This is a genomic window from Kitasatospora sp. NPDC023385 (assembly GCF_055664045.1).
The window spans coordinates 1-26,874 of the sequence record NZ_JBVOOL010000043.1 but is presented as its reverse complement, the minus strand read 5'-3'; the positions used below and the strand labels follow the sequence as shown (position 1 = coordinate 26,874).

General features: G+C 71.9%; 23 protein-coding genes and 1 pseudogene. 6 read left to right on the top strand and 18 right to left on the bottom strand.

Annotated elements, in window-relative coordinates:
• Window positions 1-5 precede the first annotated feature (5 nt).
• The 4 genes from AC0B61_RS34965 to AC0B61_RS34950 all read right to left on the bottom strand — a co-directional run bounded on the left by AC0B61_RS34965 (window position 6) and on the right by AC0B61_RS34950 (window position 5,561).
• A complete protein-coding gene (locus AC0B61_RS34965; RefSeq protein ID WP_471746225.1) occupies window positions 6-1,682 on the bottom strand; it encodes an acyl-CoA dehydrogenase family protein in 1,677 nt (558 codons plus the stop codon).
• Window positions 1,679-3,442, bottom strand: a complete 1,764-nt coding sequence (locus AC0B61_RS34960; protein ID WP_471746223.1) for an acyl-CoA dehydrogenase family protein — start codon at window positions 3,440-3,442, stop codon at window positions 1,679-1,681. The genes AC0B61_RS34965 and AC0B61_RS34960 overlap by 4 nt, the downstream gene beginning before the upstream one ends.
• Entirely contained in the window at window positions 3,439-5,223 is a 1,785-nt protein-coding gene (locus AC0B61_RS34955; protein ID WP_471746221.1) for a fatty acyl-AMP ligase, read from the bottom strand. The genes AC0B61_RS34960 and AC0B61_RS34955 overlap by 4 nt, the downstream gene beginning before the upstream one ends.
• 125 nt (window positions 5,224-5,348) lie before the next feature.
• Window positions 5,349-5,561 (bottom strand): MbtH family protein, encoded by a 213-nt coding sequence (locus tag AC0B61_RS34950; RefSeq protein WP_471746219.1) that lies wholly within the window; start codon window positions 5,559-5,561, stop codon window positions 5,349-5,351.
• A 521-nt stretch (window positions 5,562-6,082) separates the two neighbouring features.
• Between AC0B61_RS34950 and AC0B61_RS34945 the strand changes: the two genes are divergently transcribed.
• The 4 genes from AC0B61_RS34945 (at window position 6,083) to AC0B61_RS34930 (ending at window position 10,039) form a co-directional block, all read left to right on the top strand.
• Window positions 6,083-7,357 (top strand): cysteate synthase, encoded by a 1,275-nt coding sequence (locus tag AC0B61_RS34945; protein WP_471746217.1) that lies wholly within the window; start codon window positions 6,083-6,085, stop codon window positions 7,355-7,357.
• A 353-nt stretch (window positions 7,358-7,710) separates the two neighbouring features.
• A complete protein-coding gene (locus AC0B61_RS34940) occupies window positions 7,711-8,097 on the top strand; it encodes a GntR family transcriptional regulator (protein WP_471746215.1) in 387 nt (128 codons plus the stop codon).
• Complete coding sequence (locus tag AC0B61_RS34935; RefSeq protein WP_471746213.1) at window positions 8,094-9,044, top strand: ABC transporter ATP-binding protein; 951 nt, start codon at window positions 8,094-8,096, stop codon at window positions 9,042-9,044. Before AC0B61_RS34940 ends, AC0B61_RS34935 begins: the two co-directional genes overlap by 4 nt.
• Window positions 9,044-10,039 carry a transporter gene (locus AC0B61_RS34930; RefSeq protein WP_471746211.1) on the top strand — a complete coding sequence of 332 codons (996 nt, stop codon included), beginning with the start codon at window positions 9,044-9,046 and terminating at the stop codon, window positions 10,037-10,039. The genes AC0B61_RS34935 and AC0B61_RS34930 overlap by 1 nt, the downstream gene beginning before the upstream one ends.
• A gap of 191 nt (window positions 10,040-10,230) precedes the next feature.
• Here the strand turns inward: AC0B61_RS34930 and AC0B61_RS34925 are convergent, their stop codons facing one another.
• Window positions 10,231-11,256: a ParB/RepB/Spo0J family partition protein gene (locus tag AC0B61_RS34925; protein WP_471746209.1), complete on the bottom strand. Its 1,026-nt coding sequence runs from the start codon at window positions 11,254-11,256 to the stop codon at window positions 10,231-10,233.
• 347 nt (window positions 11,257-11,603) lie between these two features.
• Window positions 11,604-12,026, bottom strand: a complete 423-nt coding sequence (locus AC0B61_RS34920) for a winged helix-turn-helix domain-containing protein (RefSeq protein WP_471746235.1) — start codon at window positions 12,024-12,026, stop codon at window positions 11,604-11,606.
• Between the two features lie 399 nt (window positions 12,027-12,425).
• On the opposite strand from AC0B61_RS34920, the gene AC0B61_RS34915 reads away from it, so the two are divergent.
• Window positions 12,426-13,226 (top strand): alpha/beta fold hydrolase, encoded by an 801-nt coding sequence (locus tag AC0B61_RS34915; RefSeq protein WP_471746207.1) that lies wholly within the window; start codon window positions 12,426-12,428, stop codon window positions 13,224-13,226.
• A gap of 32 nt (window positions 13,227-13,258) precedes the next feature.
• Window positions 13,259-15,187, top strand: coding sequence for an ABC transporter ATP-binding protein (locus AC0B61_RS34910; RefSeq protein ID WP_471746205.1), 1,929 nt, complete (start codon window positions 13,259-13,261; stop codon window positions 15,185-15,187).
• Window positions 15,188-15,380: 193 nt separating this feature from the next.
• Here AC0B61_RS34910 and dpgD read toward each other — a convergent pair whose 3' ends face one another.
• The 12 genes and pseudogenes from dpgD to AC0B61_RS34850 form a co-directional block, all read right to left on the bottom strand.
• Window positions 15,381-16,190: an enoyl-CoA-hydratase DpgD gene (dpgD, locus tag AC0B61_RS34905; RefSeq protein WP_471746203.1), complete on the bottom strand. Its 810-nt coding sequence runs from the start codon at window positions 16,188-16,190 to the stop codon at window positions 15,381-15,383.
• Window positions 16,187-17,488 carry a (3,5-dihydroxyphenyl)acetyl-CoA 1,2-dioxygenase DpgC gene (gene dpgC / locus AC0B61_RS34900; protein WP_471746233.1) on the bottom strand — a complete coding sequence of 434 codons (1,302 nt, stop codon included), beginning with the start codon at window positions 17,486-17,488 and terminating at the stop codon, window positions 16,187-16,189. Before dpgC ends, dpgD begins: the two co-directional genes overlap by 4 nt.
• Window positions 17,489-17,637: 149 nt before the next feature.
• Window positions 17,638-18,369 carry an enoyl-CoA-hydratase DpgB gene (gene dpgB, locus AC0B61_RS34895; RefSeq protein ID WP_471746201.1) on the bottom strand — a complete coding sequence of 244 codons (732 nt, stop codon included), beginning with the start codon at window positions 18,367-18,369 and terminating at the stop codon, window positions 17,638-17,640.
• Between the two features lie 11 nt (window positions 18,370-18,380).
• On the bottom strand, window positions 18,381-19,535 hold the full coding sequence (gene dpgA, locus AC0B61_RS34890) for a 3,5-dihydroxyphenylacetyl-CoA synthase DpgA (RefSeq protein WP_471746199.1): 1,155 nt from the start codon (window positions 19,533-19,535) through the stop codon (window positions 18,381-18,383).
• 231 nt (window positions 19,536-19,766) lie between these two features.
• Window positions 19,767-19,907, bottom strand: a pseudogene (locus AC0B61_RS34885) (MbtH family protein); the annotation flags it as partial.
• Window positions 19,908-19,938: 31 nt separating this feature from the next.
• A complete protein-coding gene (locus AC0B61_RS34880; RefSeq protein ID WP_471746197.1) occupies window positions 19,939-21,192 on the bottom strand; it encodes an aminotransferase-like domain-containing protein in 1,254 nt (417 codons plus the stop codon).
• A 65-nt stretch (window positions 21,193-21,257) separates the two neighbouring features.
• Window positions 21,258-22,157 carry a hypothetical protein gene (locus AC0B61_RS34875; protein ID WP_471746195.1) on the bottom strand — a complete coding sequence of 300 codons (900 nt, stop codon included), beginning with the start codon at window positions 22,155-22,157 and terminating at the stop codon, window positions 21,258-21,260.
• Window positions 22,158-22,312: 155 nt separating this feature from the next.
• On the bottom strand, window positions 22,313-23,896 hold the full coding sequence (locus AC0B61_RS34870) for an MBL fold metallo-hydrolase (RefSeq protein ID WP_471746193.1): 1,584 nt from the start codon (window positions 23,894-23,896) through the stop codon (window positions 22,313-22,315).
• Between the two features lie 345 nt (window positions 23,897-24,241).
• The gene (locus AC0B61_RS34865; RefSeq protein ID WP_471746191.1) at window positions 24,242-24,940 is read right to left on the bottom strand and encodes a phosphatase PAP2 family protein; all 699 of its coding nucleotides are present in this window, start codon (window positions 24,938-24,940) and stop codon (window positions 24,242-24,244) included.
• The gene (locus AC0B61_RS34860) at window positions 24,925-25,542 is read right to left on the bottom strand and encodes a phosphatase PAP2 family protein (protein ID WP_471746189.1); all 618 of its coding nucleotides are present in this window, start codon (window positions 25,540-25,542) and stop codon (window positions 24,925-24,927) included. Before AC0B61_RS34860 ends, AC0B61_RS34865 begins: the two co-directional genes overlap by 16 nt.
• Window positions 25,539-26,186 carry a DedA family protein gene (locus AC0B61_RS34855; RefSeq protein WP_471746187.1) on the bottom strand — a complete coding sequence of 216 codons (648 nt, stop codon included), beginning with the start codon at window positions 26,184-26,186 and terminating at the stop codon, window positions 25,539-25,541. The genes AC0B61_RS34860 and AC0B61_RS34855 overlap by 4 nt, the downstream gene beginning before the upstream one ends.
• A 98-nt stretch (window positions 26,187-26,284) precedes the next feature.
• A complete protein-coding gene (locus tag AC0B61_RS34850) occupies window positions 26,285-26,527 on the bottom strand; it encodes a hypothetical protein (protein WP_471746185.1) in 243 nt (80 codons plus the stop codon).
• Window positions 26,528-26,874: the final 347 nt, after the last annotated feature.

Here is a 26,874-nt window from a genome sequence, read left to right as displayed (position 1 = left end):
CTTTCTCATCCTGCGATGTGACGTGCGGTCAGATCAAAGAGGCGGCGGTCCTGGTAGCGCCGGACGGCCAGGTCGAAGAGCTGCTCCTCGGCGCTCTCGCGTTCGGCCGCGGTGAGCACCGGGGCGCCGCCGAGGCGGCCGGTGAGCCGGTCGAGGACGACGGGCAGCGCGGCCTGCGGGTGCCGGCCGGCGCCCCGGCGCCAGAGCGCCAGCGCGGAGGCCGCGGCGAGCACCACCGTGTAGCGGTCGGCCAAGGCGACGGCGGCCGGTGAAGCGTCGATGGTCAGGTCGGTGGGGGCCAGCGCGGCGCACTGCTCGCCGAGTCCGGCCACCTCGGCCCGCAGCCGCCGGGCGAAGCGGCCCGCGAGGGCGTCGGCTGGCTCGCTCTCGGCGATCTCGGCCAGCGTGGCGACGATCGGGTCGCCCGCGGGCAGGCCCGGGGCCAGCCGGCCGAGGTCCAGCGGCGCCAGCGGCGCACCGAGGTCGAACAGCTCCGCCGGGGCGGGCTGCCCGGCCGGCCAGGACCGCCGGGCGAGCCGGGGCAGCTGCGGCAGGATCGTCACCAGGCAGGCGCTGCGCGAAATGTGCGCGAAGGTGGCCGGCGCGATGTCACGGGCCAGCTTCTGGAACATCGCGTACGGGCCCTGCCGCAGGTAGGACTGGGCACCGAGCACCGAGCGCAGGTCCTCGAAGGCGTCCAGGACGATCCGCGAGGTGAGGTACTTCGCGGCCGGCGCGTAGACGCCCATCGCGTCGGGCATCAGGTGCAGGGCCCGCAGGCCCACCCCCGAGAAGGCGTCGACGGCCAGCAGGTCCGCGAAGGCCCGGGCGACGGTGGCCCGCACGTACGGCAGGTCGGCGACGGTGCCGCCGTACAGCCGTCGTGCCAGCACGCACTCCAGCGCCAGGCGCAGCGCCGTGTCCAGCGGTCCGAGGATCACCGCCGGCAGCACCGCCCGGGTGAGCTGGTAGGAGCGCAGGGCGGTCTCCATGCCCTGGCCCGGCCGGCCGAGCAGGGCGTCGGCTGGCAGCGGGCAGTCGGTGAACCGCAGGCCGCCGAGCTGTACGCCGCGCATGCCGGAGCTGGGGAAGCGCGGGAGGTCCTCCAGCCGGTCGGCCGGCAGCTCGGCGCGCCGGACGAAGAACTGGCTGTGGCTGCGGCTGCCGGCGGCCTCGCCGGTCCGGGCGAACAGCACCATGGCGTCGGCGCGGCGCAGGTTGGTGACGATCTCCTTGCGCCCGTTCAGCAGCCAGCCGGCACCGTCGGGCCAGGCGGTGCACTCGGCGCTCGCGAAGTCGTTGCCGTGGTCGAGCTCGTGGAACGCAGCGGCGATCCGGCCGTTGCCCAGCAGGATGCCGGCGGCCTCGGCGCGCTGCTCCTCGCTGCCGGTGGTCCAGATGTTGACCGAGGCGAGCAGCGAGCTGAACCCGTAGCCGAGTCCCAGGCTCGGGTCGCGCCGCCACAGCGCCCGCTGGACGTCCGCCAGCCGGTCGGCCCGGGTGAGCCGGCCACCGTACGCGGCAGGCACGAACTCGGCGTTCATGCCGTACCGGTCGAGCAACCGCTCGCCCTCGGCGGGCATCTCCTGCCGCTCGTCGGCGGCCAGCAGGGCGGCGTAGCCGACCGGGTTGCCGGCCTCACGTGGGTCTCCGAGCAGTTTCTCCAGGTCCTCGGCGCTCATCGGTGCTCCTCGTTCCCTGCGGCGCCCCGCGCCTGCGCCGCCCCGAACGGGGTGACGGGGGCACCGGTGGCGGCGGCCTCGGCGATCACCCGGGCCAGCGTCTCGTCTATCAGCTCGTCGCCGGGCGCGGCGGCCGGAGCCGGGGTGCGCAGCACCTCGGCGAGCCTGGCCCGCAGGGCGCGCAGGGCGGCCCGGACCCAGAGGCCGTCCGCCCAGAGCGGCCGGCCGGCGTGCTCGGCCTCGCCGGTGGCCCACAGCTGGAGGCTGGCCGCGCCGGCGTAGCAGAGCTCGTAGGCGGCGGCCAGTTCGTAGCCGGCCATCGCCGGGCGCGACGCCGGGGGCACCTCGGCCATCGCGGCGTGCAGCCGCCCCGCGAGGGCGCTCAACTCCTTGGCGTGCTCGACCAGCCCAGGGTGCGCGGGCCGGGTAACGATCGCCGCGGCGAGGGCCGGCAGGGACTGCACAAGGCTGCAGCCCCGGCGGGAGAGCAGGGTGAGAGTGCCGTGGTCCAGCGGCCGCAGCGGCGCGCTGACGGTGACGGCCTCGGCCAGGCCCGCCTCGTCGACGGTGCCAGCGGCGAAGCCGCGCGCCAGCCGGGGGAACTCGCGGATCAGGGCGGCGCGGTTGACGGGCGTGCTGCCGTCGAAGACCGCGACGATCTGGTGATCACGCCGGAGCTTCTGGAAGGCACCGTGCTCGTGGACGTCGGAGAGGAAGGAGCGCGCGCCGAGCAGTTCGGCCAGTTCGCCGAGCGCGGCGTCGACCAGGGTCGGGGCGAGCGCCTTGACCACGGCGGAGGTCACGGTCATCTCGGCGGTGAGCGCGTGGATCGAGCGACTGCCGGCCAGCGCGGCTGCCTCGGTGGCGGCGAGCAGCGCCGCGCACCGGGTCAGGATCGAGGCCGGGTAGGGGCGTTCGGCGAGCGGGCGCTTCTGGATGACGCGCTCGGAGGTGAAGCGCGCGGTCAGCCGCAGTGCCTGCTCGCCGGCGCCGAGCGAGAGTGCCGCGCACATGGTGCGGGTGAGCTGGAGCGCGCGCAGCACCGTCTCCAGGCCGGAGCCCTCGGCGCCGACCAGCGCGGCGGGGTCGAGCAGGGCGCCGGCGAAGGAGATGCCGGAGATATCGATGCCGCGGATGCCGTGGGTGGCCTCCTTGGGCAGGGTGTGCCAACTGTCCGTTTCCAGGGCGGCCTTGTCGACCAGGAAGAGGCTGTGGCCACGGGCGCTGCCGGCCTCGCCGGTGCGGGCCAGCACGGTGAGCAGGCCGGAGCGGGTGGCGTTGTTGATCGGCCACTTGACCCCGTCCAGCCGGAACCCGTCGGGCTGCGCGGTGGCGGTGAGCGAGTTGGCGAGCAGATCGGCACCGTGCTCCGGCTCGGTGAGCGCCCAGGCGATGGGCGTGCCGGCCAGGACGGCTGCCGCGGTGGCGGCGGCCTGCTCCGGGCTGCCGGCCACCCAGACGCTGGCGGCGCCCAGGTAGGTCTTGGCGTGGGCGACGGCGGCGCCGACATCGCGGCGGGCGACGCCGCGCAGCAGGCGCAGCAGTTCCTCGTGGTTGTCGAGGAGCCCGCCCCACTCGGGGGGTACGTAGTACGCGGGCAGGACGAACTCGTCCAGCCGGGCGCAGAGTTCGGCGGGGAACTGCTCCGCCGCGTCCAGCTCTGCGCAGCGCCGCAGGTCCTCGTCAGGGTCGCCCAGGGCGGCCTCCAGCGCGGACTCCAGGACGGAGTGCGCCCCCGTCGGGGGTCGGGTGGGTGTCACGCGGCACCGACCGCCGTCGCCGCCAGTAGGCGCATCTCGGGCTCCAGCTCGGCGTGCAGCGCCTCGACCTGGCCGGCGAGGAAGCGCCCGCGCATCGCGGCTCGCTGGATCTTGCCGCTGGTGGTGCGGCGCACCGTGCCTCGGCGCACAAGCAGCACGTTCCGGATGGGGACGCCGAAGGCGGCGGCGAGCCTGCGGGACACGGCCGCGGCCACGACGGGCAGCTCCTCGGCGGGGACCTTCGGTCCGACCTCGTGGACGAGCACGACCCGCTCGTCGGGCGCGTCGACACCGAAGGCGGCGCCGACAAAGCCCTTCAGCGCCGGGTGGGCGAGGCGCGCCTCGTGCTCCAGGTCGTGCGGGTAGAGGTTGCGGCCCCGCACGATCAGGACCTCCTTGAGCCGGCCGGTGATGAACAGCTCGCCGTCGACAAAGCCGCCCAGGTCACCGGTGCGCAGCCAGCCGGCGCCGGTGTCCGCCTCGCCGGCGAGGCGGGCGCGGAAGACGCGCTCGCTGAGCTCGGGCTTGTTCCAGTAGCCGGGGGCGACGCTCTCGCCGCGCAGCCAGACCTCACCGACGCGGCCGGCCGGCAGTGCCTCGAGGGTGTCCGGGTCGACGATCCGCGTCTCGAAGATCTGGGGTGTGCCGACGCCGACGATCTCCTTGCCCTGGCCGCCGGTGGTCACGGCCAGCTCGGGCCGGGCGGCGTCCTGGAGGCGGTGCGGGTCGACCACCAGAACGGTCTGCTGCTCGGGAATCGGGGTGCTGGAGACGTAGACGGTGACCTCGGCCATCCCGTAGCCGGAGGTGAGCGCCTCGGGCCGCAGGCCGATGCTCCCGAACCGCTTGGCGAAGGCGGCCATGGTGGGCGCGTGGATCGGCTCGGACCCGTTGCAGACGAAGCGCAGCGCGGAGAGGTCGAGGCCGTCGAGCTGCTCGTCGGTGACCAGCCGGGTGGCGAGGTCGTAGGCGAAGTTCGGGGCGGAGGTGGCGGTGGTGCGGTACTCGTCCATCAGGTTGAACCACTCCACCGGCCGCCGGGCGAAGTCGGAGGGCGGCATCAGCACGGTGGGCGCGCCGTAGAAGAGCGCGCAGCTGAGCTGGACGAAGAGGCCGAAGTCGTGGTGGAGCGGCATCCAGCTGCCGAAGGAGTCCTCGCCGCCGAGGCCCACCACCGTGTTGAGGCCGGCGATGTTGGTGAGGATGTTCCCGTGAGCGAGCATCACGCCCTTGGGAGTGCCGGTCGATCCGGAGCTGTACTGCAGGACGGCGAGCGAGGCGCGGCCGACGCCGCGCTCGGCCGACGCGAGGGGCGGCGTGCAGCCGGGCCCGGCGGGCGCCGCGGCCTCGATCGGGATGTCGCCCAGGCCCTGGGCCTCGAGCCGCGTCGCGACGGTCTCGCGGTCACCCTCCGTGGTGTAGACCAGGGCGGGCCGGCAGTCCTCGGCGATGGCGGCGACCCGCTCCGCGGCGCTGGACGAGCCGGTGGCCGGCGGAGCCGGGACCGCGACCACCCCGGCCACCAGGCAGGCGAGGTACAACTCGACGAACTCGGTGCACGTCGGCAGGGCGATGAGCACACGCTCACCGGTGGGCAGCCGTTCGGCCAGCGCAGCCGCCCGCAGGCCCACCCTCCGGGCGAGTTCCCCGTAGGTGAGGCTCTCGCGCTCCACCTCGGCGCGGCCGCGGAAGATGGTGAGCGCGGTCTTCTCCGGGTGAAGGGCGACCCGCGCGGCGAAGGCCTCGCCCAGGCTCTGGTAGCCGGTGAGGTCGAAAGCCATGATTTCCCCCTGGACTGACACTTCGGACTGGCGCTTCGTCAAGATGTGGTGGTCGGAAGGTGACGCGCCGCTGCGGGCCCTGCCCCGGCGGGGCAGGGCCCTCAGCGGGCCGAACGCGGGTGGCGCTACTTGCTCTCCATCGCCGCGATCAGGCTCTTGGGCCGCATGTCAGTCCACGCCTGCTCGATGTGGTCGAGGCATTCCTGGCGTCCGGCCTCCCCGAACACCGTGTCCCAGCCCTCGGGGACGTCGACGAAGGCCGGCCAGAGCGAATGCTGTCCCTCGGCGTTGACCAGTACGAGGTAACCGGCATCGGGATCATCAAATGGATTCGCCACCACGTTGCCCTTTCACGGGAATGAGTTAGGGAGGGGCCCCGGTTCCCTGCGAGTTCCCTGCGACATCGACGAGGATTCGTCGGCATGGGGATCATCACGGCGGGGCCGCGGACCACTATGCCCTAGCGGTCGGTTTGGAAGAAGTGATCGGGTTCACCCCTGAACGGGGCACCGCCGCGACCGTTCGTCACCCGGCCGGATCAGGGTGTTCAACCGCTGCGGCGCAGCGGTTGAACACCCTGATCCGGCCGGGGCTGCTGGCTTTCGCCGATCGCCCCCTGCGATACTGCGGGGGTATCCATGCCGTGTCGAGTACGCCGTCCGGTCTCCCCGCCACCGCGCTCCGACCGGCCGCGGGGATTGTTCCGCAGCGACGCGTCCCGTCCGCTCCAGGTGCCGCACGGCGGCCGCCCGACCGGTTTTCCTCCATGAAAAACTGTTGCGCCGTCTCGTAATTCCCGCGTTCTCGCCACAGGAATTCCGGGAATGCCGACACGGCGGTGGACGCAAGGGATTCTGCGATGACCTACGGCACTCCTTTTTCCGGAACTCCTTATTCGATCGTCTGCAACGGGTGCGGGATGCGCACGCAGGACGACGGGGTGGTCACCTTCTGCTCGGTGTGCGGCGAGGAGTCGCTGCTGGAGACGGAGTACCGGGACGGCCCGCTGGCGGTGGCACCGGACGCCGCCGGCCTCTTCCGCTACCGCGACTGGCTGCCGGTGCGCCAGGAGGTGCCCGGGTCGAGCGTCCCGGCCGTCTACCGATGTCGGGGCCTGGGTGCGGCCCTGGGCCTGAGCGAGCTCTGGGTCGCGTTCAGCGGCTACTGGCCCGAACGCGACTGCCGCATGGAGTCCGGCACCTTCAAGGAGCTGGAGGCCTTCACGGTCCTCGCCCGGACCCCCGCCGGCGCCGGCGTCATGGTCGTCGCCTCGGCAGGCAACACCGCGGCCGCCTTCGCGACCGCCTCCCGGGATCTCGACTTCCCCTGCGTGCTGATGGTGCCCGAGCGGGCCCTGCCGGCCCTGGTCGTTCCCGGTAACGCGGGAAAGAAGGTCCGAGTCATCGGCGTCGAGAACGGGAGCTACAACGACGCGATCGCCTACAGCCGGGCCGTCACCGCCGCCTCCCCGGAGTTCTTCGCCGAGGGCGGGGTCCGCAATGTCGGGCGCCGCGACGGGTTGGCCGTCGTCCTGCTCGCCGCCTTCGAGCAGATGGGCGTGCTGCCCGACTACTACGTCCAAGGGGTCGGCAGCGGGGCCGGCGCGATCGCCGTCGACCAGGCCGCGCGGCGGATCGTCGCGGCGGGCGGCGGCGGAGCCGCGCCGCGGCTGCTGCTCTGTCAGAACACCGAGTTCGCACCGCTGCACGCCTTCTGGCGCAACGGCCGGTGGGCCTGCGCCGACGGCGCGGGCGAGCGCGAGGCCTACGCCCCGGAACTGCTCAACGCCGCACCGCCGTTCCATGTCTCCGGCGGGGTCCGGCAGATCCTGACCCGCAGTTCGGGCGACATGCTGGTTGCCGACCGCCGGGAGGCGGCGGCCGCGGCGGCGCTGTTCGAGGAGACCGAGGGGATCGACATCGAGCCGGCCGCGTCGGTGGCGGTGGCGTGCCTGCGGCGCGCGGTGGACGAGGGGCGCGTGCCGCGGGACGCCAGGATCCTGCTCAATATCACCGGTGGCGGCCGACGGCGGGTGCGTGCCGAGCTGCCCGCCGGTGACGTGAACGCCTGGGTGGTGAGCCGGGACAGCGCACCCGAGGAGATCGCGGAGGAGCTGCTGGACTCGCTCGCCTGAGGCCCGCCGCGGGCGGCACAGGACAGGACAGCGGCACGGCAGGGCCGAAGCAGGGGCGGGCGGGGCGCAGACGATGCGCATCCGCCCCGCCCCTGCTTCGGCTTCGGCGTGCGGTTCGTCGCCGCCGGCCGCTCCCCCGGCCCCGTAGCCTGCCCCCATGCGCTTGACACTGCCCCCGAGCTGTGCAGACCCGGTAGACCCCGGCCGCGACCAGGCCTTCTTCTCTCCTCAGAACCCGTGCCCCGGGGCCCACTTGGGAGTCCACCCGAAAGGTGACATGCCCTCGGACGGTTGACAACACCTCTTGGAGCAGGATCCTATTGTGCTAGTGTCCTAGATGAAGTGAGCTTTGGGTGATCGACTTCCATTTGGATTCCCGCTCCGGCGTCCCGCCGTACATGCAGTTGGTCCAGCAGGTCCGCCAGGCCCTGCGCCTCGGCCTCCTGCACGAGGGCGACCGCCTGCCCACGGTCAAGGACGTCGCCGCGAGCGTCGCCATCAACCCGAACACCGTGCTCAAGGCCTACCGCGAGCTCGAACACGAAGGACTGGTCGCACCGAAACCGGGCGTGGGAACGTTCGTCACCCGCAGCCTGAGTGACGAATCCCTGGCCGCCCACGAACCGCTGCGTCAGGAACTGCGTCAGTGGCTGACCAAAGCACGTGCAGCACATATGGACGAAGAGAGCATCAAGGCCCTCTTCCTCACCACCTTCCTCACAGATGACGAGGAGCAATGAGCACACCAGTACTCGAAGCCGAAGGGCTCACGAAGCGCTACGGCAACCGCACCGCGCTCGGTGACTGCACGCTGAGCGTCCCCCCGGGCCACGTGGTCGGCCTGGTCGGTCCTAACGGGGCCGGCAAGTCCACCCTGCTCAACCTGGCCAGCGGACAGCTGACGCCGAGCGCAGGAACCATCCGCGTCCTCGGTGAGCGGCCGGCCGCCGGACCGCAGCAGCTCGCCCAGGTCGGCTTCGTCGCGCAGGACACGCCGGTCTATGCCGCGCTGTCGGTCGCCGACCACCTGCGTTTCGGGGCCAAGATGAACCCGGGCTGGGATCAGAACGCCGCCGAGCGCCGCATCGAGCAGCTCGGACTGGATCTGGACCAGAAGGCCGGCCGCCTCTCCGGCGGCCAGCGCGCCCAGCTGGCGCTGACCCTCGCCGCGGCGAAGCAGCCGGAGCTGCTGCTGCTCGACGAGCCGGTCGCCGCCCTCGACCCGCTGGCCCGGCGCTCCTTCCTGCAGGGGCTGATGGAGTTCGCCGGTGAGCGCGAAGGCCGGAGCATCATCCTGTCCTCGCACGTGATCGCCGACCTCGAGCGGGTCTGCGACTACCTGATCCTGCTCTCCAAGTCCCGTGTCCAGCTGGCCGGTCCGAGCGACGACCTGATCGCACAGCACTACCGGATCGTCGGCCCGCCGCGGGCCGCGTCCGCGCTGCCGGCGGGCCTGCAGGTGATCCAGGAGGACCACACCGGCCGCCAGAGCACGTTCATCGTGCGCACCGCCGCGCCGCTGCCCGCCGGGGACTGGCGCGCCGAGCACCTGGACCTCGAGGACCTGGTGCTGGCGTACATGGCCCGCGAACCACAGCCCGGCCGGCAGCGACAGTCGGCCGCGGACAACCACGAATCGAGCACGGGCAAGTCCTTCTCGGACTCGCAGGACGTGGAGAGCCTCTGATGATCTGGATTACCTGGCGCCAGTTCCGTACCCAGGCGATCGTCGGCGCCGCCGCCTTCGCCATCGGCGCGGTCTACCTGCTGATGCTCGGCCTGAGCATCCGGAGCAACTACGACAGCAGCGTGGCGGGTTGCATCGCCAACGGCTGCGCCCCCGGCATCGTCTCCGGCTTCGAGAGCCGCTACGACACCGTCATCTCCATCACGGACCTCGTCCTGATGGCCCTCCCCGGCCTCCTGGGCGTCTTCTGGGGCGCGCCCCTGATCAGCTCGGAGCTGGCCGCCGGCACGCACCGGCTGGCCTGGCACCAGAGCGTGACCCGTACCCGCTGGCTGGCGGTGAAGCTGCTGGTCGTCGGTCTGACCTCGGTCGGCATCACCGGACTGCTCGGCCTGCTGCTGAGCTGGGGCGCCGGCGAGTACGACACGGTCAAGGCCGCCAAGTTCTCGTCGCTGATCTTCGGCGCCCGCGGCGTCGTGCCGTTCGCCTACGCGGCCTTCGCCTTCACCCTCGGGGTCGCCGCCGGCCTGCTGCTGCGCCGGCCGGTCGCCGCCATGGCCCTGACCCTCGCCGTCTTCGCCGCCGCGCAGTTCGCGGTGCCTACGCTGCTGCGGCCCAACTACCTGACGCCCCACACCGCGGACGTCCGCCTGGACAAGACGACCCTGAGCCACGCCGAGGGCATCATTCTCAACGGCTCCTCGCTCACCATCGGCGGGATCACCATGCCCGACGCCTGGGTCGTCTCCACCGGCCCCGCGCTCGCCTCGGACGGGCAGCCGCCGAGCGCGGACAAGCTCGCCGAATGCACCTCCCCGGGCCAACACGAGCAGACGGTCACCTGCCTCGCCACGATGGACATGCACGTGGTCGCCACCTACCAGCCGAACACGCGGTACTGGCCCTTCCAGCTGATCGAGGCGGGGATCTACCTGGCCGCCACCGCACTGCTCGCAGGCTTCAGCTTCTGGTGGGTCCGCCGCCGGATCGCCTGAACCGACCAAACCCCGGGCGGGCCGCCGGTACGAAGCGGAGCCCGCCTCGCGGTCCGACCCCGGCGCGTACAACGCACCGAGCCCCTCTCCCAGGCGCCATCGGGTGACGGCGCCCGAAGAGAAGGGCTCGGCGGTGTTCCGACCACACGAGGGGGATCGGTGGACAGGGACCAGAAGTCAGCTGCCGGATTTCAGGAGACGGACGCCTGCCGGCTGTCCGGCAGCCCGCGAACCACCCGTTCGTCCACCTCCTGCGCGAACTCCTGCCAGATCTCGGCGTACTGGCGGGCGAGGTTCACCACCTGGGCCCCGCAGTGCGGCGGGACTACCGAGATCAGTTCGGCCCACTCCCGAGCCGCGATCGCGTTCTGCTGGAGCAGGCGCAGCAGTTGGCGCCCCTCCTCCTTGTGCCGCAGCGAGGGGTCCCGGAGCAGCTTCTCCAACACGGTGGCCGGGTCCGACTGCACCAGACGGGGTCTTCGGTCGGCTCTCGTCCGGGCCGCCCACCCCGGCGCCCTGCCGGCGACACCGGAAGGACCCGACTCCTCGGCCGCGCCGGACGCCTCCCGGGCGTCGGCCGCACCGGACGCCCGGACGGCCGGGGCCGTGACCGGTGACTCGCCGTTGGCCAGCCGGCGGCGGACGTCGCTCACTGTGGCCGGCGAGATCCCCGCCAACCGCGCCACTTCGCGCAACGACGCCAATGGACGCTCCGCGATCAACTCCGCCGCCCGTTGACGACCCTGCGCCCCACTCAGCGGGTGAAGCTTTCCGTCCAACCCCACCCGTGCGTTCAACTGCGGCACCACCTCGGCTGAACGCCGCCGGATCGTCGCCACCGTGCGCGCGCCCAACCCTGCGGCCCGCGCGATCGCCCGATCCGACATGTACGGATGCGATGCCATGATCCGCCCCGCCGCCGCCCGCCGATCCGCGTGCGACAACGGAAGACCATGCGAGACATTCACCTCGACCGCACGGAGGAACGCGTCCTCCGCCGTGCCGTCGAAGAACTCGACCTCGATCGAGTCCCGGCCCCGCAACACTGCCGCCATCAGGCGGTGCATCCCGTCCACCACCTGCATGGAGCTCCGCTCCACCAGAATCGGCGGAAGCGCAGAGTCCACCTCCGCCAACCGGGCCACATGCTCTGCATCCCGCCCACTCGAACGCGGAGACTCCCCCGGCACCAGCAACGCAACCGGAACCGTCACCACCTGGCGACCATGCGGCTCGACAGCGCTCTCCCTACGGCTTTCAACATCCACAGACACCTGGCCGATCAAATGATCCACAACATTCCCCCGTACGTCCGGCAACACAGCACCTGATCCTCACAGGCCCCAACCGCCAACCCGGCCGACCGCGACGTCGGCTCGCGACCTACCAGTGCGGTCGCCGATTCCCTCTCCGAGAGCACGTCAGCAATGGCCCCGCGCTCACCACCTAGCTCAATCGTCACTCTCGCACCACCCTCTGTCGAGACGTCAGGCCCGACTGAAGAGAGCCTATGGTGAGCACATGATGTCGCGCCGGTGGTACACCGACGACCATCGCTTGGGCTTCAGTTGACCTCCCGGCATGACAGCCTCACCCAGCCCGAAGCGAAGCCGCCGCCCTCGCAGACCCGCCGGGCACCGGCCTGCCGGGCCCACCCATGACGTTCGAGCAGGGCGGCAACGCCCTGGACCGTGTAGCACACGTCGAAGCGCTCCTCCAGCAGCAGCCGGATCCGATTGAGCGTCCACTGGCCGTCCGGCCAGCCGTGCGCCGCCGCCCCCCTGGCCAGTTCGTGCTCCAACTCAGGGAACAGGTCGTCCGCCAGCAACGGCAGCGAGGCCGCCCCCTTCGACTCCAACGCACGCGGGCCGCCGCGCGACCAGGCCTGGCGCCATCGCTGGACCGAGCGCACATGGACCCGCAACCGCTCGGCGATGGCAGCGTTGCCCTCGCCCCTGGCGAACGCGTCTGCGGCCAGTCCGCGGATCTCCTCGCGAGATGCCCGACGCTCGTCGGACAGTCCGCCCCCTGCGCATACCTCACGATTACGTGTTATACCGCGCTCTTCACCATGTGCGCACTCAGCGGCGGCATCACGGCTTCAACTCCGGGCCGATCCGGCCGCCGGACCCACTCGGCCGTGGCCGCTGCGGGCGGTGAACGCTTGATCCGAACACCCGCGCGGTGCCATGGTGGGCGCGGCCGAGCTGGGTGGCGGCCCCTTGCGGGGCGCGCGCCGGGACCGGCGCGCAGTGCGGCCGGGCGGCCGCCCCGCAGGCCGGTGCTGACGGCCAAGTGCCCGCCCGGGCCCCCCTTCCGTCCCGGAGTCTTCCCGGCACAGAGTCGGGCACTCCCCACCCGGAACGACCGCCAACGAGGTTGCACCATGCCGTTTGTGTCCACCAATGGGATCCAGCTCAACTACCAGCGATCCGGCCGCGGGGAGCCCGTGCTCCTCATCATGGGCACCGGCGCCGCGGGACGGGTCTGGACCATCCATCAGACGCCGGCGCTGAACCGGGCCCGCTACGAGACGATCGTCTTCGACAATCGCGGCATCGCCCCCTCGGACGCACCCGCCGGACGGTATTCGCTCGCCGACATGGTCGCCGACACCAAGGGGCTGATCGAGGCCCTCGACCTCGGCCCGTGCCGCATCGTCGGGACGTCGATGGGCGCCGTGATCGCCCAGGAGCTCGCGATCGAGGCTCCGCACCTGGTGCGCTCCGCCGTCCTTCTCGCCACCCGGGCCCGCTCGGACGTCTTCCGCCGGGCCCAGTCCGCGGCCGCGCAGGCCCTGCGGGAGAACGGCGTGCGGCTGCCCGCCCGGTACGAGGCCGCCCGGACCGCCCGGGAGATGCTCTCCCCCGCGACACTGAACGATGACACGGCCGTGGCCGGCTGGCTGGACATCTTCGAGCTGAGCGGCGACGAGAGCGCCGCCGAGGGCCAGGCCTGGGTCGACACCCTCAGCGACCGGCGCGAGGCACTGGCCGGCATCGCCGCGCCGTGCCGGGCGATCGCCTTCGCCGACGACCAGATCTGCCCGCCGCACCTGGTCGCCGAAGTGGCCGAGGCCATCCCGGACTGCGACCTGGTGGAGATCCCGCGCTGCGGCCACCTCGGCAACCTGGAGCGTCCGGAGCCGGTCAACGCCGCGATCACCGAGTTCTTCGAGAAGAACTGACGTTCCGACACCTATCCGAGGCAGGCTCATCCATGGCGATCACCGGCAACCGGGCCAAAGGCCCGGGGCGGGTCCGGTTCAACGACGACTCGATCACCCGACAGAAGGTCAGACCCGGTACCACCCGGCGGATCCTGCCCTACATCACGCACTACCGCTGGCCGCTGGCCCTGCTCATCGCGGCAACCGTCGCCGACGCGGCCATCGCGGCCGCCAACCCGCTGATCCTCAAAATGATCATCGACGACGGCATCCTGCCCGGGCACACCGCCACCGTGGTGCGGCTCTGCCTCGCCGTGGCGGGCCTGGCCCTGGTCGACGCAGTGGCCGTCTACCTGCAGACGTGGTGCTCCGGACGGGTCGGCGAAGGCCTCGTCTACGACCTGCGGACCACCGTCTTCGCGCACGTCCAGCGCCAGCCGCTGGCCTTCTTCACCCGCGCCCAGACCGGCTCGCTGGTCAGCCGCCTCAACTCCGACGTCATCGGCGCCCGGCAGGCCGTCACCACGCTGCTCACCCAGTCGGTCTCGGCCCTGCTGACCCTGGTCCTCGTGCTCGGCACGATGTTCGTCCTCTCCTGGCAGATCACCGCCGCCGCCCTGGTGATGATCGCGGTCTTCCTCCTCCCCGTACGGCTCATCGCCCGGCGCCTACAGCGGCTCACCCGCGAGACCATGCAACTGGACGCCGAGCTGGGCTCGATGATGAACGAGCGCTTCAACGTCTCGGGCGCGATGCTCGCCAAGCTCTACGGCCGCACCCAGGAAGACTCCGGCCTGTTTGCCGCCAAGGCCGGCCGGGTCCGCGACATCACCGTCGCCGCGGTGGTCTACTCGCGGCTGCTGTTCATCATCCTCGGCCTGATAACCGGCTTCACCACCGCGTTGGTCTACGGCCTGGGCGGCAGCCTCACCATCGACGGCACCTTCGCGTTCGGCACGCTGATCGCCATGGTCACCCTGCTGCTACGGCTCTACGGGCCGGTCAACCAGCTCGCCGGCATGCAGGTCACCGTCCTGACGACGCTGGTCAGCTTCGACCGGGTCTTCGAGATCCTCGACCTCGAACCGCTCATCTCCGAGCGCCCCGACGCCCGCGAACTGCCCGCCCGCGCCACCCCGGACAGCGCCGCCCCCGACATCGAGTTCGACCGGGTCCGCTTCCGCTACCCCGCCGCCGACGAGGTCTCCCTCGCCTCCCTGGAGTCCATCGGACTGCGCCGCCCCGAACGGGCCAGCGACGCCTGGACCCTGCACGACCTCAGCTTCCGTGCCCCGGCCGGCAAGCTGACCGCCCTGGTCGGCCCCTCCGGCGCCGGGAAGACCACCATCACCCAGCTGGTCCCCCGCCTCTACGACCCCACCGAGGGGGCAGTACGGATCGGCGGCCGCGACATCCGCGAGGCGACCCTGCAGTCCCTCGCCGACGCGGTCGGCGTGGTCACCCAGGACGCCCACCTCTTCCACGACACACTGCGCGCCAACCTCGAGTACGCCCGCCCCGGCGCGAGCGAGCGGGAGCTGATCGCGGCCTGCGAGGCCGCGCTGATCTGGGACACCATCGTCGCCCTCCCGGACGGGCTGGACACCGTGGTCGGCGACCGCGGCTACCGGCTCTCCGGGGGCGAGAAGCAGCGGATCTCGCTGGCCCGGCTGCTGCTCAAGGCGCCGCCGATCGTCGTCCTCGACGAGGCCACCGCCCACCTGGACTCGGAGTCGGAGGCGGCCATCCAGCGCGCGCTGCGCACCGCTCTGGCCGGGCGGACCTCGCTGGTCATCGCCCACCGGCTTTCCACCATCCGCGAGGCCGACCAGATCCTCGTCGTCGAGGCCGGCCGGATCCGCGAGAGCGGCACCCACGACGAACTGCTCGCCACCGGCGGCCTCTACGCCGACCTCTACCGCACCCAGTTCGCCCAGCAGTCCCCCGAGCCCGCCGGTCCGGTCGCCGAACGACACTGACCCGACACCCCGCACGACCGTGGCGGCCGCCCCGACTCCTCGGGACGGCCGTCACGATGCTGTGCTCCGCGCGCCGCACGGCAGAACCTGCGGTACGGAGGGCGGCAGTACGTCCCGCCCAACGGCAAAGGTCCGCGGCGCCGCTCCCATCGAGCGACGCCGCGGACCTGTCCCCGCCTCGGGGCGATGCCCCTCAGGCACCCTGCCAACGGGGTTCCCGGCGCTCGGCGAAGGCCCGCGGGCCCTCGACCGCGTCCTCGCTGACGCGGCGACGCTGCTCCCACCCGAACTCGGCGGTGAACGCCTCCTCCAAGGGCATGTCCACAGAGCACATGACGGCCTCCTTGATAGCCCGCACCGCCAGCGGCGCGCTGCGCAGCAGGTCAGCCGTCCACCCGTCGACGCAGTCGTCGAGCCGCTCGGCCGGCACCACCTCGTTGACCAGGCCGAACCGCAGCGCGTCGGCCGCCGTCATCCGCCGACCCGTGAGGAGGTAACCCATCGCGGCCTTCAGCGGGGCCTGCCGGGCGAGCCGGAACGCCCCGCCCGCACCGGGCACCAGGCCCAGTCTGGCCTCCGGCAGGGCGAAGACCGCCCGGTCGGAGGCGATCACCAGGTCGCATGCGAGCGCGAGTTCGAAGCCACCGCCGAGCGCGTAGCCGTTGACCCTGGCGATCACCGGCTTGGAGAGCGCGAACCGCTCGGTCAGCCGCGGCCAGCCGGGCTGCCCGCGGCTGCCGAAGGTCGACCGCGGCACCCCCTCCTCGTCCAGGCGCGCCCGCTCGCGCAGGTCCTGCCCGACCGTGAAGGAGCGGTCGCCGGCGCCGGTCAGCACCGCGACCCGGACCTCGTCGTCGGCCTCGACGTCGTCCCAGATCGCGGCGAGTTCCTCGTGCATCCGCAGGTCCATCGCGTTGAGCACGGCGGGGCGGTCGAGCGTGATCCGCGCGACGTGGTCCTTCTTCTCGTACCGGACCCGCGGACGATCCTCCTCACCGCTCATACCGCGCCGCCCTCCTTCGCGGCGGAGAACCGGCCGACCTTGTCGATCACGTCGGAGCTGTACAGGCGCAGCGCCTGCTGGAGGGCGAACTCAGCCATGTACCGGCGGAATTCGTCGACCGGCTCCTCGGCCAGGTTCAGCATCCGCCGGTTGGCGACCACCGCGGGCCCGCGCAGGCGCTCGACGCTGCGCTCGACGGCCGCGTCCAGCTCCTCGTTCTCGTACACCTCGTCGACCAGCAGCGCGGCCTGCGGCTCACGCGCCCAGACCCGCCGCCCGTCCAGGATCACCTGGCGGGCCAGCCGGCTGCCGGCCGCCCGGGCGAGCCGGAAGTTCGACGCCCCGGGAATGATCCCCTCCTTGGCGGCGGGCAGGCTGAGGAAGGCGTCGGAGCCAGCGAGCACCCGGTCGAAGACCAGCAGCAGCTGGGCGCCGCCGCCGATCGCGAAGGTGTCCACCGCGGCGACCCACGGCTTCTCGACCGTACGGGACCACCAGGTGGCGCCGTCGTCGACCACCAGCCCGCGCCAGATCTTGTGAATGTAGCCGAGTTCACGCCGTAGCAGGAAGTCGACCAGCGAGATCCCGCCGCCGTGCAGGGACTTGAGGTTGATGCCGGCGCTGAACACCCTCCGGCCCCGGTAGCGCGGGTGCGTCATCTCGCCGCCGCGCACCAGGGCGACCTCCACGTCGGGGTCGAGCAGGGCGAGGTCGACGGCGGTCTCCATGTCGTCGATCTGCGGGTCGTCCTCGGCGTTGAGGCAGTCGTCGCGGCACATCGTGAGGCGGGCCACGCCGTCCGTGCGCTCGATGCGCACCGATCCCAGGTCCGCCGTACCGCTCGCCCGGAAGTCCGCCAGCAGGGCGAGGGCGCGGGGCGTCGGGCGCAGCATCGCGTCGATCAGGTGCGGTCCGGCCTGCGGCGAGCGCAGGATCCAGCTGAAGAAGAGGCCCTGGTCGATCTCGGCGCCCTCCTTGCCCGCCTGCGGCCTGCTCCGCTCGTTCTCCAACTGGCCCTCGGTGGGCACCAGTCCGGGAAAGGCCGCGGCGGCGGCCCGGGCCAGCTCGTCCACCCGCAGGTGGCGGCGGCGGTCCTCGGTGAGCTCGTCGTAGACGGCGTCGGCGTGCGCGGCGAGGAAGGCGGCGCGCAGGCTCCGGGTGGCGTCGACGGCCGCCGCGGCGACGCCGCGCTGCTCCGCAGAGCGCTGCTCGGGCACGGGCAGGATCGCCAGCAGGTCCTCGGTGTGCTCGGCGGACTCGGCGAGCGCGACCCGGGCCTGCGCCAGGTCGGCGTGCACGGCCTGCACGTCGTCGCGCGGCCCGGACGGCCGGGCGGCGGCACCGGTCGCGCCGGTGCTCACCGCCTCGGCGGCCGACCGGATGGCCACCTTGCCCGTGCCCGCCTTGCCCGTGCCCACCGCCTCCGCGCCGGTCAGCTCGGCGGCCTTCACGAGGCGCCCCCCACGACTGCCTCCACGGCGGCCCGCCGCAGCGCGCGGTCGCAGGCCGCCAGGTGGACGCCGAGCGCCTCCTCGAAGCTGGTGATGGTCGCGTCGTGCATCAGCTGCCGCCGGATGGCCAGCTCGGTGCCCACGACGGCCCCGGCGCGCTCGCCGGCCAGCGCCAGGGCGCCGGCCGGATCGGCCGCGACCTCGTCGACCAGGTTGAGGGCCAGCGCGTCGGCCACCTCGACGGGAGTGCCGAAGAGCACCGCCCGCCGGATCGCGGCGGCGCTCGCGCCGTACTGGGAGAGCCGGTAGATGGCCATCCCCGGCCAGGTGGCGCCCTCACCGACCGGCAGCACCAGGCGCACCGAGCCGGTCGCGATGCGGTAGTCGGTGGCGAGCAGCGCGTCCAGGGCCAGCCCGCCGCAATCGCCGTTGGCGACCGCGATGGTGGTGGCCGGCAGCCGCTCCAGGCGGCGCAGTGCCCGCTCCCACTTGCTCACCAGGGAGACGGTCAGGTTCTCTGCCCACAGCCCCTCGGGAGCGCCGGACAGCTCGACAATGACCCTGCCCTGCCCGCCGCGGTCCTCGGCAGCGTCGCAGACCGCGTTCACCGCGGCGACGACCTCGGCCGACATGGCCCGGCGCCCGTCGATCCGCAGCACCAGGTCGTCGGGGCGGACGTCGCCCGTCATCGTCTCCACCGTCTTCACAGCCGCCTTTCCGTTGCTCATCTGACGCCTCCTCACCACTGCACCAATGCGGTCTCGATGGTCGATCCGGGCCCCATCGTCATCAGCACGCCGTAGTCGCCGGCCCGGGTGACCCCCTCCTCGAGCAGCCGCTCGTAGGAGAACAGGAAGGAACCGCTCGACAGGTTTCCGTAGTCACGCAGCACGCCCGTGGTGTGCCGCACGTCGTGCCGGGTCAGGCCGATGTTGACCCGCACCGCGTCGATGACCTTCTTGCCGCCCGAGTGCACCAGCCACTGGCTGATGTCGCTGCGGCGCAGTCCGGCGTTGGCCAGCAGCCGGTCGATCACCTGCTCGGCGTTGGCGCCGACCACGTACGGGACGTGCGGGTCCAGGTAGAAGCTGAACTTCCCCTGCTCGTCGTCCCAGTCGTAGCGCATGGCCTCGATCGCCTCGGTGATGAGGTGGCTGGCGAAGCCCAGGATGCGCGGGCTGCCGGCGACCGCCGGCACGTCGGCCGGCGCGTACGCGGCGTCCGGAGTGTCGGCGACCAGCGCGATCGCGGCCGCTCCGTCGCCGAACAGGCTGTTGACGACGGCGGTGCGCATCGTGCCGTCGATCACGTAGGCCGCCGAACAGGCCTCCACGCAGAGCAGGACGGCGACCTTGCCAGGGTTGGCCACGGCCCAGGCGGAGGTGGCGTTGAGGGCGTTCAGGCCCGCGTTGCAGCCCATGCCGACGATGTCGATGCGGCTGGTCCGGGGGAGGATCCCCATCTCACGGATCAGGTGGGCGCTCAGGCCCGGTGTGAGGAAGCCCGTGGTGGTCGTGCAGCAGAGGTAGTCGATGTCGGACAGGTCCAGCCCGGAGTTCTCCAGGCAGGCCCGCACCGCGCGGGCGCCCATCTCCAGGGCGAGCCGCTTGTGCTTGGCGAGCAGTTCGCCCTGCGACTCCGTCAGGATTGTGCCGTCCTCGTCCCTGGGCGGGACGGTGAGGTAGCGCCGCTCGATCGCGCTGTTGAGGAATACGGAACGGACCTTGGGGTCCGTGATGTCGAAGATGTCGAGCAGTTCGTGCTGCGAGTAGGAGTGCTCGCTGTTGGCCGTGCCGACGCCGACAATCCGGGCGGCGGTGACGGCGTTCTTCCACTCGGGTGCCGGGAGCTCCAGGAGTCCGGCGCTGCTCGAAAGGCTCGTCCTGTTGGTCATCGGAACGTCCACCCCCACATTCGGGTCTTGCTACGGATTCGGCGCACTGCTGCCAACACGTACGGGAACCTCTCCGTGAGTCGGTCGGCCCGCGCCGGATCGGCGCGAGCCGCTGTGCTGCTTGGTTCGCGGCCGGCACTCCGGCTGCTTCTCCGGAGAGTTGCTCGCCGTGGCCTCGACCAGGCTCGCCGGGCGCAGGTCGGTCCAGGACGTCTCGATGTGGTCGAGTCAGTCCTGGCGCGCGGCCGCGCCGAACACGGTCCTCCAGCCGTCCGGCACGGCCACGAGGGCCGGCCCGAGTGAGTGCTGGCTTTCGTCGTTGACCAGCACCAGGTAGTCGGCGTCCGGGTCCTCGAACGGATTCGCCGTCACGCCCCTCTTTCCTTGTCGATGGATTTGCGATTCAGATCGTCTCTTTCGCCTGAGCCCTGATGAAGGCGGCCAGCCGGCCGACCCCGTCCGTGATCTCCGCCCAGGTCAGATAGCTGACGGACAGCCGCAGCACGTGCTCGCCGCCGCCCTGGGGGTAGAAGTAGGACATCGGGGTCCAGATGACCCCGAATTCCTCGGCCGAACGCACCAGCGCGGCGTTGTCCGCGTGGAACGGCACGGTGAGCGCCAGGAAGAATCCCCCGCTCGGCTCGTTCCAGCGGACGCCGAGCGCCTGCCGCTCCTCGGCTGGGAAGCAGGTCGCGAGCTGCTCCAGGGTGGCCCGCATGTTGTCGCCGTAGTACGCGGCCGTCTCGGTGTTGAGCTCGGCGGCCCGGCCGTCGGCGGTGAGCAGCATGCCCGCGACGACGGCCTGGCTCACCGACGAGGTGTTGACCGTCACCATGCTCTTGATCTTGGTGAGCTGGTCGGCCAGCAGGCCGGTGCGGCCGTCCGCGCCGGTGACCGGCTGGTCCGCAACGGCGAAGCCCACCCGGGCGCCGGGGAAGAGGGTCTTGGAGAGCGAGCCGAGGTGCACCACCCGGCGCCGGGTGTCCAGCGACTTGAGGGTCGGCAGCTGCTGCCCCGGGCTGACCAGCCGGTACGGGCTGTCCTCCAGGATCAGGATGTCCAGCCGCTCCGCCAGCTCGAGCAGCTCGCGCCGGGTCTCCAGCCCGATCGTGGTGCCGGACGGGTTCGAGTGGTCCGGTGTCACGTAGAAGGCCTTCGGCCGGCGTCCGAGCGCCCGCTCGGCGAGGATCGCCGCCTCCAGGTCCGCGCAGCGGAAGCCCTGCTCGCCCTCCTCGACCGCGGTGAGCCTCACGTCGAGCAGGCTGGCCACCCCGGTGATCCCGACGTAGCAGGGGCTGGAGACCATGAGGACGTCCTCGGGCCCGGAGATCAGCGCCCGCACCGCGAGGAACATCGCCTCCTGGCAGCCCACCGTGACCACCACGGACTCCGGCGGGACGTCGATGCCCTCGTCCTTGCGCAGCGAATCGGCGATCAGTTCGCGGATCTGACCACTCGTCGGCCCGTACTGGAAGAGCGCCGAGCGGATCTGCCCGGGCGAGGCCCCGCCCGCCTCCAGATGGTCGAGGTAGCGGCGCAGATACGTGAAGATCTGCTCGGTCTCGAAGAACCCGTCGTACGGACGCCCCGGGGCGAAGGAGACGGCCTCCGGGTAACGGAACGTGACCTCGTTGAGGAAGTTCATCGTGTCCAGCACGGGGTCACTGACGCTGGCATGCAGGTCCGCCGCCCTCAGGCCGCTCCCCGGCGACGCCGTCCCGCTCACCGGGCGGCCAGCCGGGCGAGCTCGGACGGGCGCGAGCCCGGTTCCTGTTCCCCGGGCGAGCGGTCCACCAGCCGGAACAGGTCACCCCAGGCGTGGCCGGCGGCCGACGCCGGCACCTGCGGCCGGTCGCTCTCCCCGGCCCGCAGCGCGAGGTGCCGCACACCGGCCCGGGCGCGGCCGGGCGCGCCGCGCCGGGCCGTCCCGGCGGTGGGCGCCAGCAGGGTGAGGATGGCGCGCCCAGAGCCGGTGCGCACGACCGCCGACTCCCTCGGCTCCCCGTCGACGACGACCTGGGCGGACAGCTCGCTGGAGAACCCGAAGGCGTCCCGGTAGAACTCGGCGTGCTCGCGCAGGCCGCCGTCCGCCAGGTCGATCTCGACGTGGTCCAGTGCCCAGAGCGCCGGTGCGGCGTCGGCGGGCGAGGGCTGCGGCGCCCCCGCCGCCGCCTCCGCCTCCGCCGGCGTCCAGCGACGCCCGGCGGGCAGCCTGATCCCCCGGTCGGTTCCGTGGTCCGTTGCGTCGTTCGTTCTGCGGTTCGTCGTCCGCGGCAGCAGGGTGTGCGAGACCGCCCCGAACCCGGCCACCACCGCGTTGTCCGGCGACGAGAGGATCAGCCGTGCACCGGCCGCCACCGCCGCGTCCCGGGTCTGCGCCACGTCGTCGCACGTCAGCGCGATGTCGGCGACAGCATCCCCGCGCTCGTCTAGAAACGTCCAGATTCCGCGGCCCGAGGTGACGACGAGGTTCACCTCGCCCTGCCGGAGCAGAATGGAACTCCGGTCGGCCGCCACCGAATCCGCGACCCGCGTGAATCCCACGGCCGAGACGAGGTAATCGACGACGGGCACTTTGTCCCGCGTGTACAACTCGACGTACGCAATGTCGTGCACAGCCATGAGGAGGCTCCCCCGAGAAACATCGGCCAAATAAACGATCGGCGCGGGCCTACGACACCGGTCGGGCCGGGATATCGGCGCCGCCGCGAGACGCCGCCCCGATATCCCGACCCGACCCTCACCCGCACCGCTGGGGCATCAGCGATGAATCACTGCTACCAGCGCCACTCCTGCTGCTTGAAGAGGTGACCGGCCTTGATGTTGCGGTCCTTGCACCAGGTCATGAATTCTTCGATCTGCTTGATCTGGTACGTGTCCTCGGTGTACGTGGTGGCCATGACGTGGCCGAGCCAGTCCTCCTCGCCCATGGCGTACACGTACGCCTCCTGGGCGCCCAGCTCCGTCATGATCGCCCCCGCCTGCTCGGCGTTGGAGCCGGAGAGCTTGCGCGAGTTGCTCATCTTCTTGGTGATCGGGATGGTGAGCAGCGCCTGGTACAGCCAGGTCAGCGGCGCGCCGTCGCACTCCATGCCCAGGAAGGCGATGTCGGCGGTGCCCAGGTGGCCCCGGATGTAGCGGTACAGCATCGGGTCGATGCCCGAGGAGTCCGCGCCGACGAAGACCTTCTTGCCGGCCAGCTCGACCCAGTAGGTCGACTTGGCGCGGATGTCCAGGTCGCAGTGCTCGCCGAGGAACGGGGTGGCGACCACCTTGCCGCCCGGGAACGGGATCTCGTCGAAGTCGTCCGCCTCGATCACCGGGAAGCCCTGGTTCCGCAGCATCAGCGCCATCGACGGGTCCGCCAGGTTGCCGCGGGAGGACCGCGGCACCACGATCGCCCCGACCCGGCCACGCAGTTGGAGGAGCGTCTCCAGCACGATGTGGTCCTGGTGGCCGTGGGTGATCACGACCAGGTCGATGTAGTCCGGCAGGTCGTCCAGGGTGTACCGGTCGCCCGCCGTGCTGTCCGCGCTGATGAACGGGTCGGTGACGATCGCGGCCTCGGGCGTCTGCAGCACCAGACAGGCGTGACCGAAGTACCGGATCCGGCCGCCGCCCTCGATGTGCCGGTCCTCCGCCAGGCTGGGCCGGTCGCTCAGCATGCCGGACAGCTGCGCCGCCTGCGTGTCGTTCAGCTCCAGCGCCTCCCGCAGGTGGGCCAGCGTGGTCGGCGCCACCCGGGCCTTGAAGAGCTCCTCCAGGCCGGCGTGGCAGAACGGGATGTCCAGCTCCAGGACATCCGACGAGGGCAGCCGCGGCGTGCTCAGGACGAACGGGCGCTCGATCCCGGTCTCGAAGGACAGCTGCACCGACTGGCGCGACTCCTGGTAGTAGGGGCTCTTGTAGACCAGCGGCTCCATGAAGCGCATCTGCGCCTGGTTGTCGGTGTCGTAGGCCAGCTCGACCAGGCCCCCCAGCTCCGGCGGGAGCTTCGGGTACAGCGGCGTCAGGTCGAAGCCGGTCGCGTTGGCCCGCAGCAGCTCCTGCCCCGCGGCGATCGCCTCGGCGAACTTCAGGATCTCCGCCCTGTCCCGCTTGATCGACGCCAGCAGGTCGCGCACCTCGTCGGCGCGCTCCTCCGCGATGTTGATGAAGTAACCGCCGCGCAGCTCAGGGTTGTTGCTCGCCGCGACGTGCACCTGCGGCGACTGCAGGTACGACTCGAGCAGCGGCACTTGAAGGAACGCCAGATTCATCGCCGACTGCACCGGCGCCATCGTGTAGGGCCAGGCAAAGAACCTGTCAATCAGCGGCTCGATAATGACCTTCGACCGCAGAAACACCTGCTCGTCAGCCATCTGCGCCCCTCCGTCCGGAAGTAATCGACAAAAGTGAACCGACCCGGGAGCACGCATGCCGATAACGCACCGCACTGCACCGGATCACGGGAGAGCCGAAAACCCGGTACACAAAAACCGAGGCAATCCACCGCCTCGCCGCACACAGGCCACTCTCCGCCCAGCAGGATGACCCGACAGGACACTGTCGATCAATACTCAGCACTCTCCGCACTCACCTGTTCAACTGCTCCCATGCCGCACCTGAACAGAGCCCGCGCCCGTCCATTGACACCGGAACCCACTTCCTGAAGAATTCACCCGACCCTCCGTCGCAAAATCCGCTCTTTCCTCCATTGATCGTGTCTACATTGCTCTCGTCGGCCGGTCTACCGTCGCTTCCTCGGGCGGCGGACGGCCCGGGGTCCGCAGGAGCGCGGCGCCGAGGAGCAGCCAGGCGGTGGCGAGAAGCCAGCCGCCGAGGATGTCGAGCGGCCAGTGGACGCCGAGGTAGACGCGGGTGGCGCCGATGACGGCGGCGAAGGCCAGGGCGAGCGCTGCGGCGGCTAGGCGGGCGCCGGGGTGGGTGCGGGCGACGGCGAGGGCGAGCAGTCCGGCGCATACCGAGGCGGTGAAGGCGTGGCCGGAGGGGAAGGCGAACCCGGAGGGGGTGAACGCCCAGTCCGAGGCGGGCGGGCGGGGCCGGCCGAAGCCGTGCATCAGGGCTTGACGCAGCAGTTGGCCGGCGACCAGCCACAGCACGGGTGCGAGCAGAAGCGCGGCTGCCGTCCGGCCGGAGCGATGGGGCCGGTGGGCGCGGACGAGGACGACGCCGGCGGCGAGGGCGGCCAGGTAGGGGAAGGCGCCGGTGCCGAGCGAGGTGACGGCGTTGGCGGTGGTGACGGCGGCGGACGGCCGGTGGGCGACCGCCCAGTCGACGGCCGCCCGCTCGAAGCCCAGGGGCGCCCATTCGTTCGAGTCGAGGACCATGGCGATGGTGGCGAACGCCGCGGCGCAGACCGCGATCCAGGGCGCCGCCTGCCGTGGGGTCATGCGGTCAGCCATCGGCGCAGCCTCCCTTCGCGGGCCCGTTCGACCAGGGGTGCGGCGCGGCCGGCGAGCAGGCCGAGGCCGTAGCCGGCGGCGAGGCCGACGGCGGCGCCGAGGGCGACGTCGTGCGGGTAGTGGACACCGACGAGCACCCGCGAGACACCCATCGCGATCGCGAGGAGTAGGGCGAGTGTGGCGAGGCGGCGGTCGACCTGCCACAGCACGGCGGCAGCGGCGAAGACGATGACGGTGTGGTTGCTCGGCAGCGACCAGTCCCCGGCGGCGGGGCAGGCTTCGAGGGTGCGGCCGGCGTCCAGCACCTGGCACGGGCGGGGCTCGCGCAGCACGGACTTGAGGAGGGTGTCGGCCGCGAAGGCGACGACGACCACCAGCGGTGCGGCCAGCGCCCGTGCCAGCGTCGTGCTGTCGGCGCGCCGGGCGCGCCACCAGGCGAGGAGCATCAGCACGGCGACCAGGGCCAGGCCGTAGGCGGAGAAAGCGGCGACGGCGTGCTGGAGCGGCGTGGGCAGGTGCTGGGCCCACTGGTCGATGCGCTGGTACAGGCCGCCGTCGATCGGTCGGCCGTCGAGGGCGAGCGTGCTCGCGGGGCTGCTCATCGGGCCTTGACCTGACGGCGGGAGCGCAGCACCTCCAGGACCAGCGGCAGCAGCGACACCACGACCACGACGGCGACGATCGGCAGCAGGTAGTGGTCGACGTTCGGGATCGAGGAGCCGAGCGCGTACCCGGCCATGACGAGACCGACCGTCCACACCAGGCCGCCGACGACCTGCCACAGGGTGAAGGTGCGGGCGTTGACGCCGAGCGCGCCGGCCATCGGGTTGAGGACGGTGCGCACGACGGGGACGAAGCGGGCGAGGACCACGGCCTTGCCGTGGCCGTAGCGGGTGAGGATCTCCTCGGCGCGCACCGCGCCGTCGTGCAGGTGCTTGTTACGGGAGCGGGCGAGCAGGGCGCGACCGCCGCGGCGTCCGATCAGGCAGCCGACCTGGGCGCCGGCGAGGGCGCCGACCGCCGCGGCAGCGAGGACCTCACCGAGGTTGAGGTGGGGGCCGCTGTGGGCGCCGGTGGTGCACAGCAGTCCGGCGGTGAACAGCAGCGAGTCGCCGGGGAGGAAGAACCCGACGAGCAGGCCGGTCTCCGCGAACATGATCACGGCGATGCCCAGTGCGCCGAACGCGGCCAGCAATGAGCCCGCGTCCAGCGGGTTGACGGCCAGCAGGGCCGAGGATGTGAGCATCGTTGGGTGCCTTTCCCGAGTGGGGCTGCCGGCCGACGGCGCCTCTCCCGGTCGCGAGACAGCCTCTCCTCACGGTGGCCGGCGTCGTGTGCGAACAGTCACGTCCAGCATGGCCGAGCGGCGCTGAAGGGTTCCTGAAGACCTGAAGGTGTCTTCAGGAACCACGCGTACGAGCCCTGCCCGGCCGGGGCGGTCAGCGGATCGCGCCGGCGTTCGGAGCGAAGGACGCCTGCGGTGACCAGGCCGATGATCAAGATGTCGAGCAGGATCCGGTAGCTCACGAACGGAATGCAGCGCCGCGCGTCCCGGGCGGCGGCCCTCGGAACGGACGGATGCTGCACCTGCGGACCGTGCGCCGTTCCGCGCTTCAGTACGCCCGGGCAACGCGGTCAGCATGGCGGAGCCGGGCCGACCGTTTCCTGAAGACCCGGGCCGAGGCGGGTGATGGCGGCGAGGGGCCGGTCGGGCGGCGCGCTCCGGGGGAAGCTCCCGCCCGACCGGGGCAGGTGGGCGCGGTCAGGCGCCCGCGCGGGCCGGGCGCCCGGCCGCGGGCTCGAAGGCGAGGCGAACGGCGATCGCGGTGCGGGCGTGGCGCTAGATGACTGATGCCAAGGGGTTCAGTGGTCGTACGCGGTCAGCGAGCGCATGACGGGCTGGCCAGTGTGGTCGTTGTGCCAGATCGCGGCGG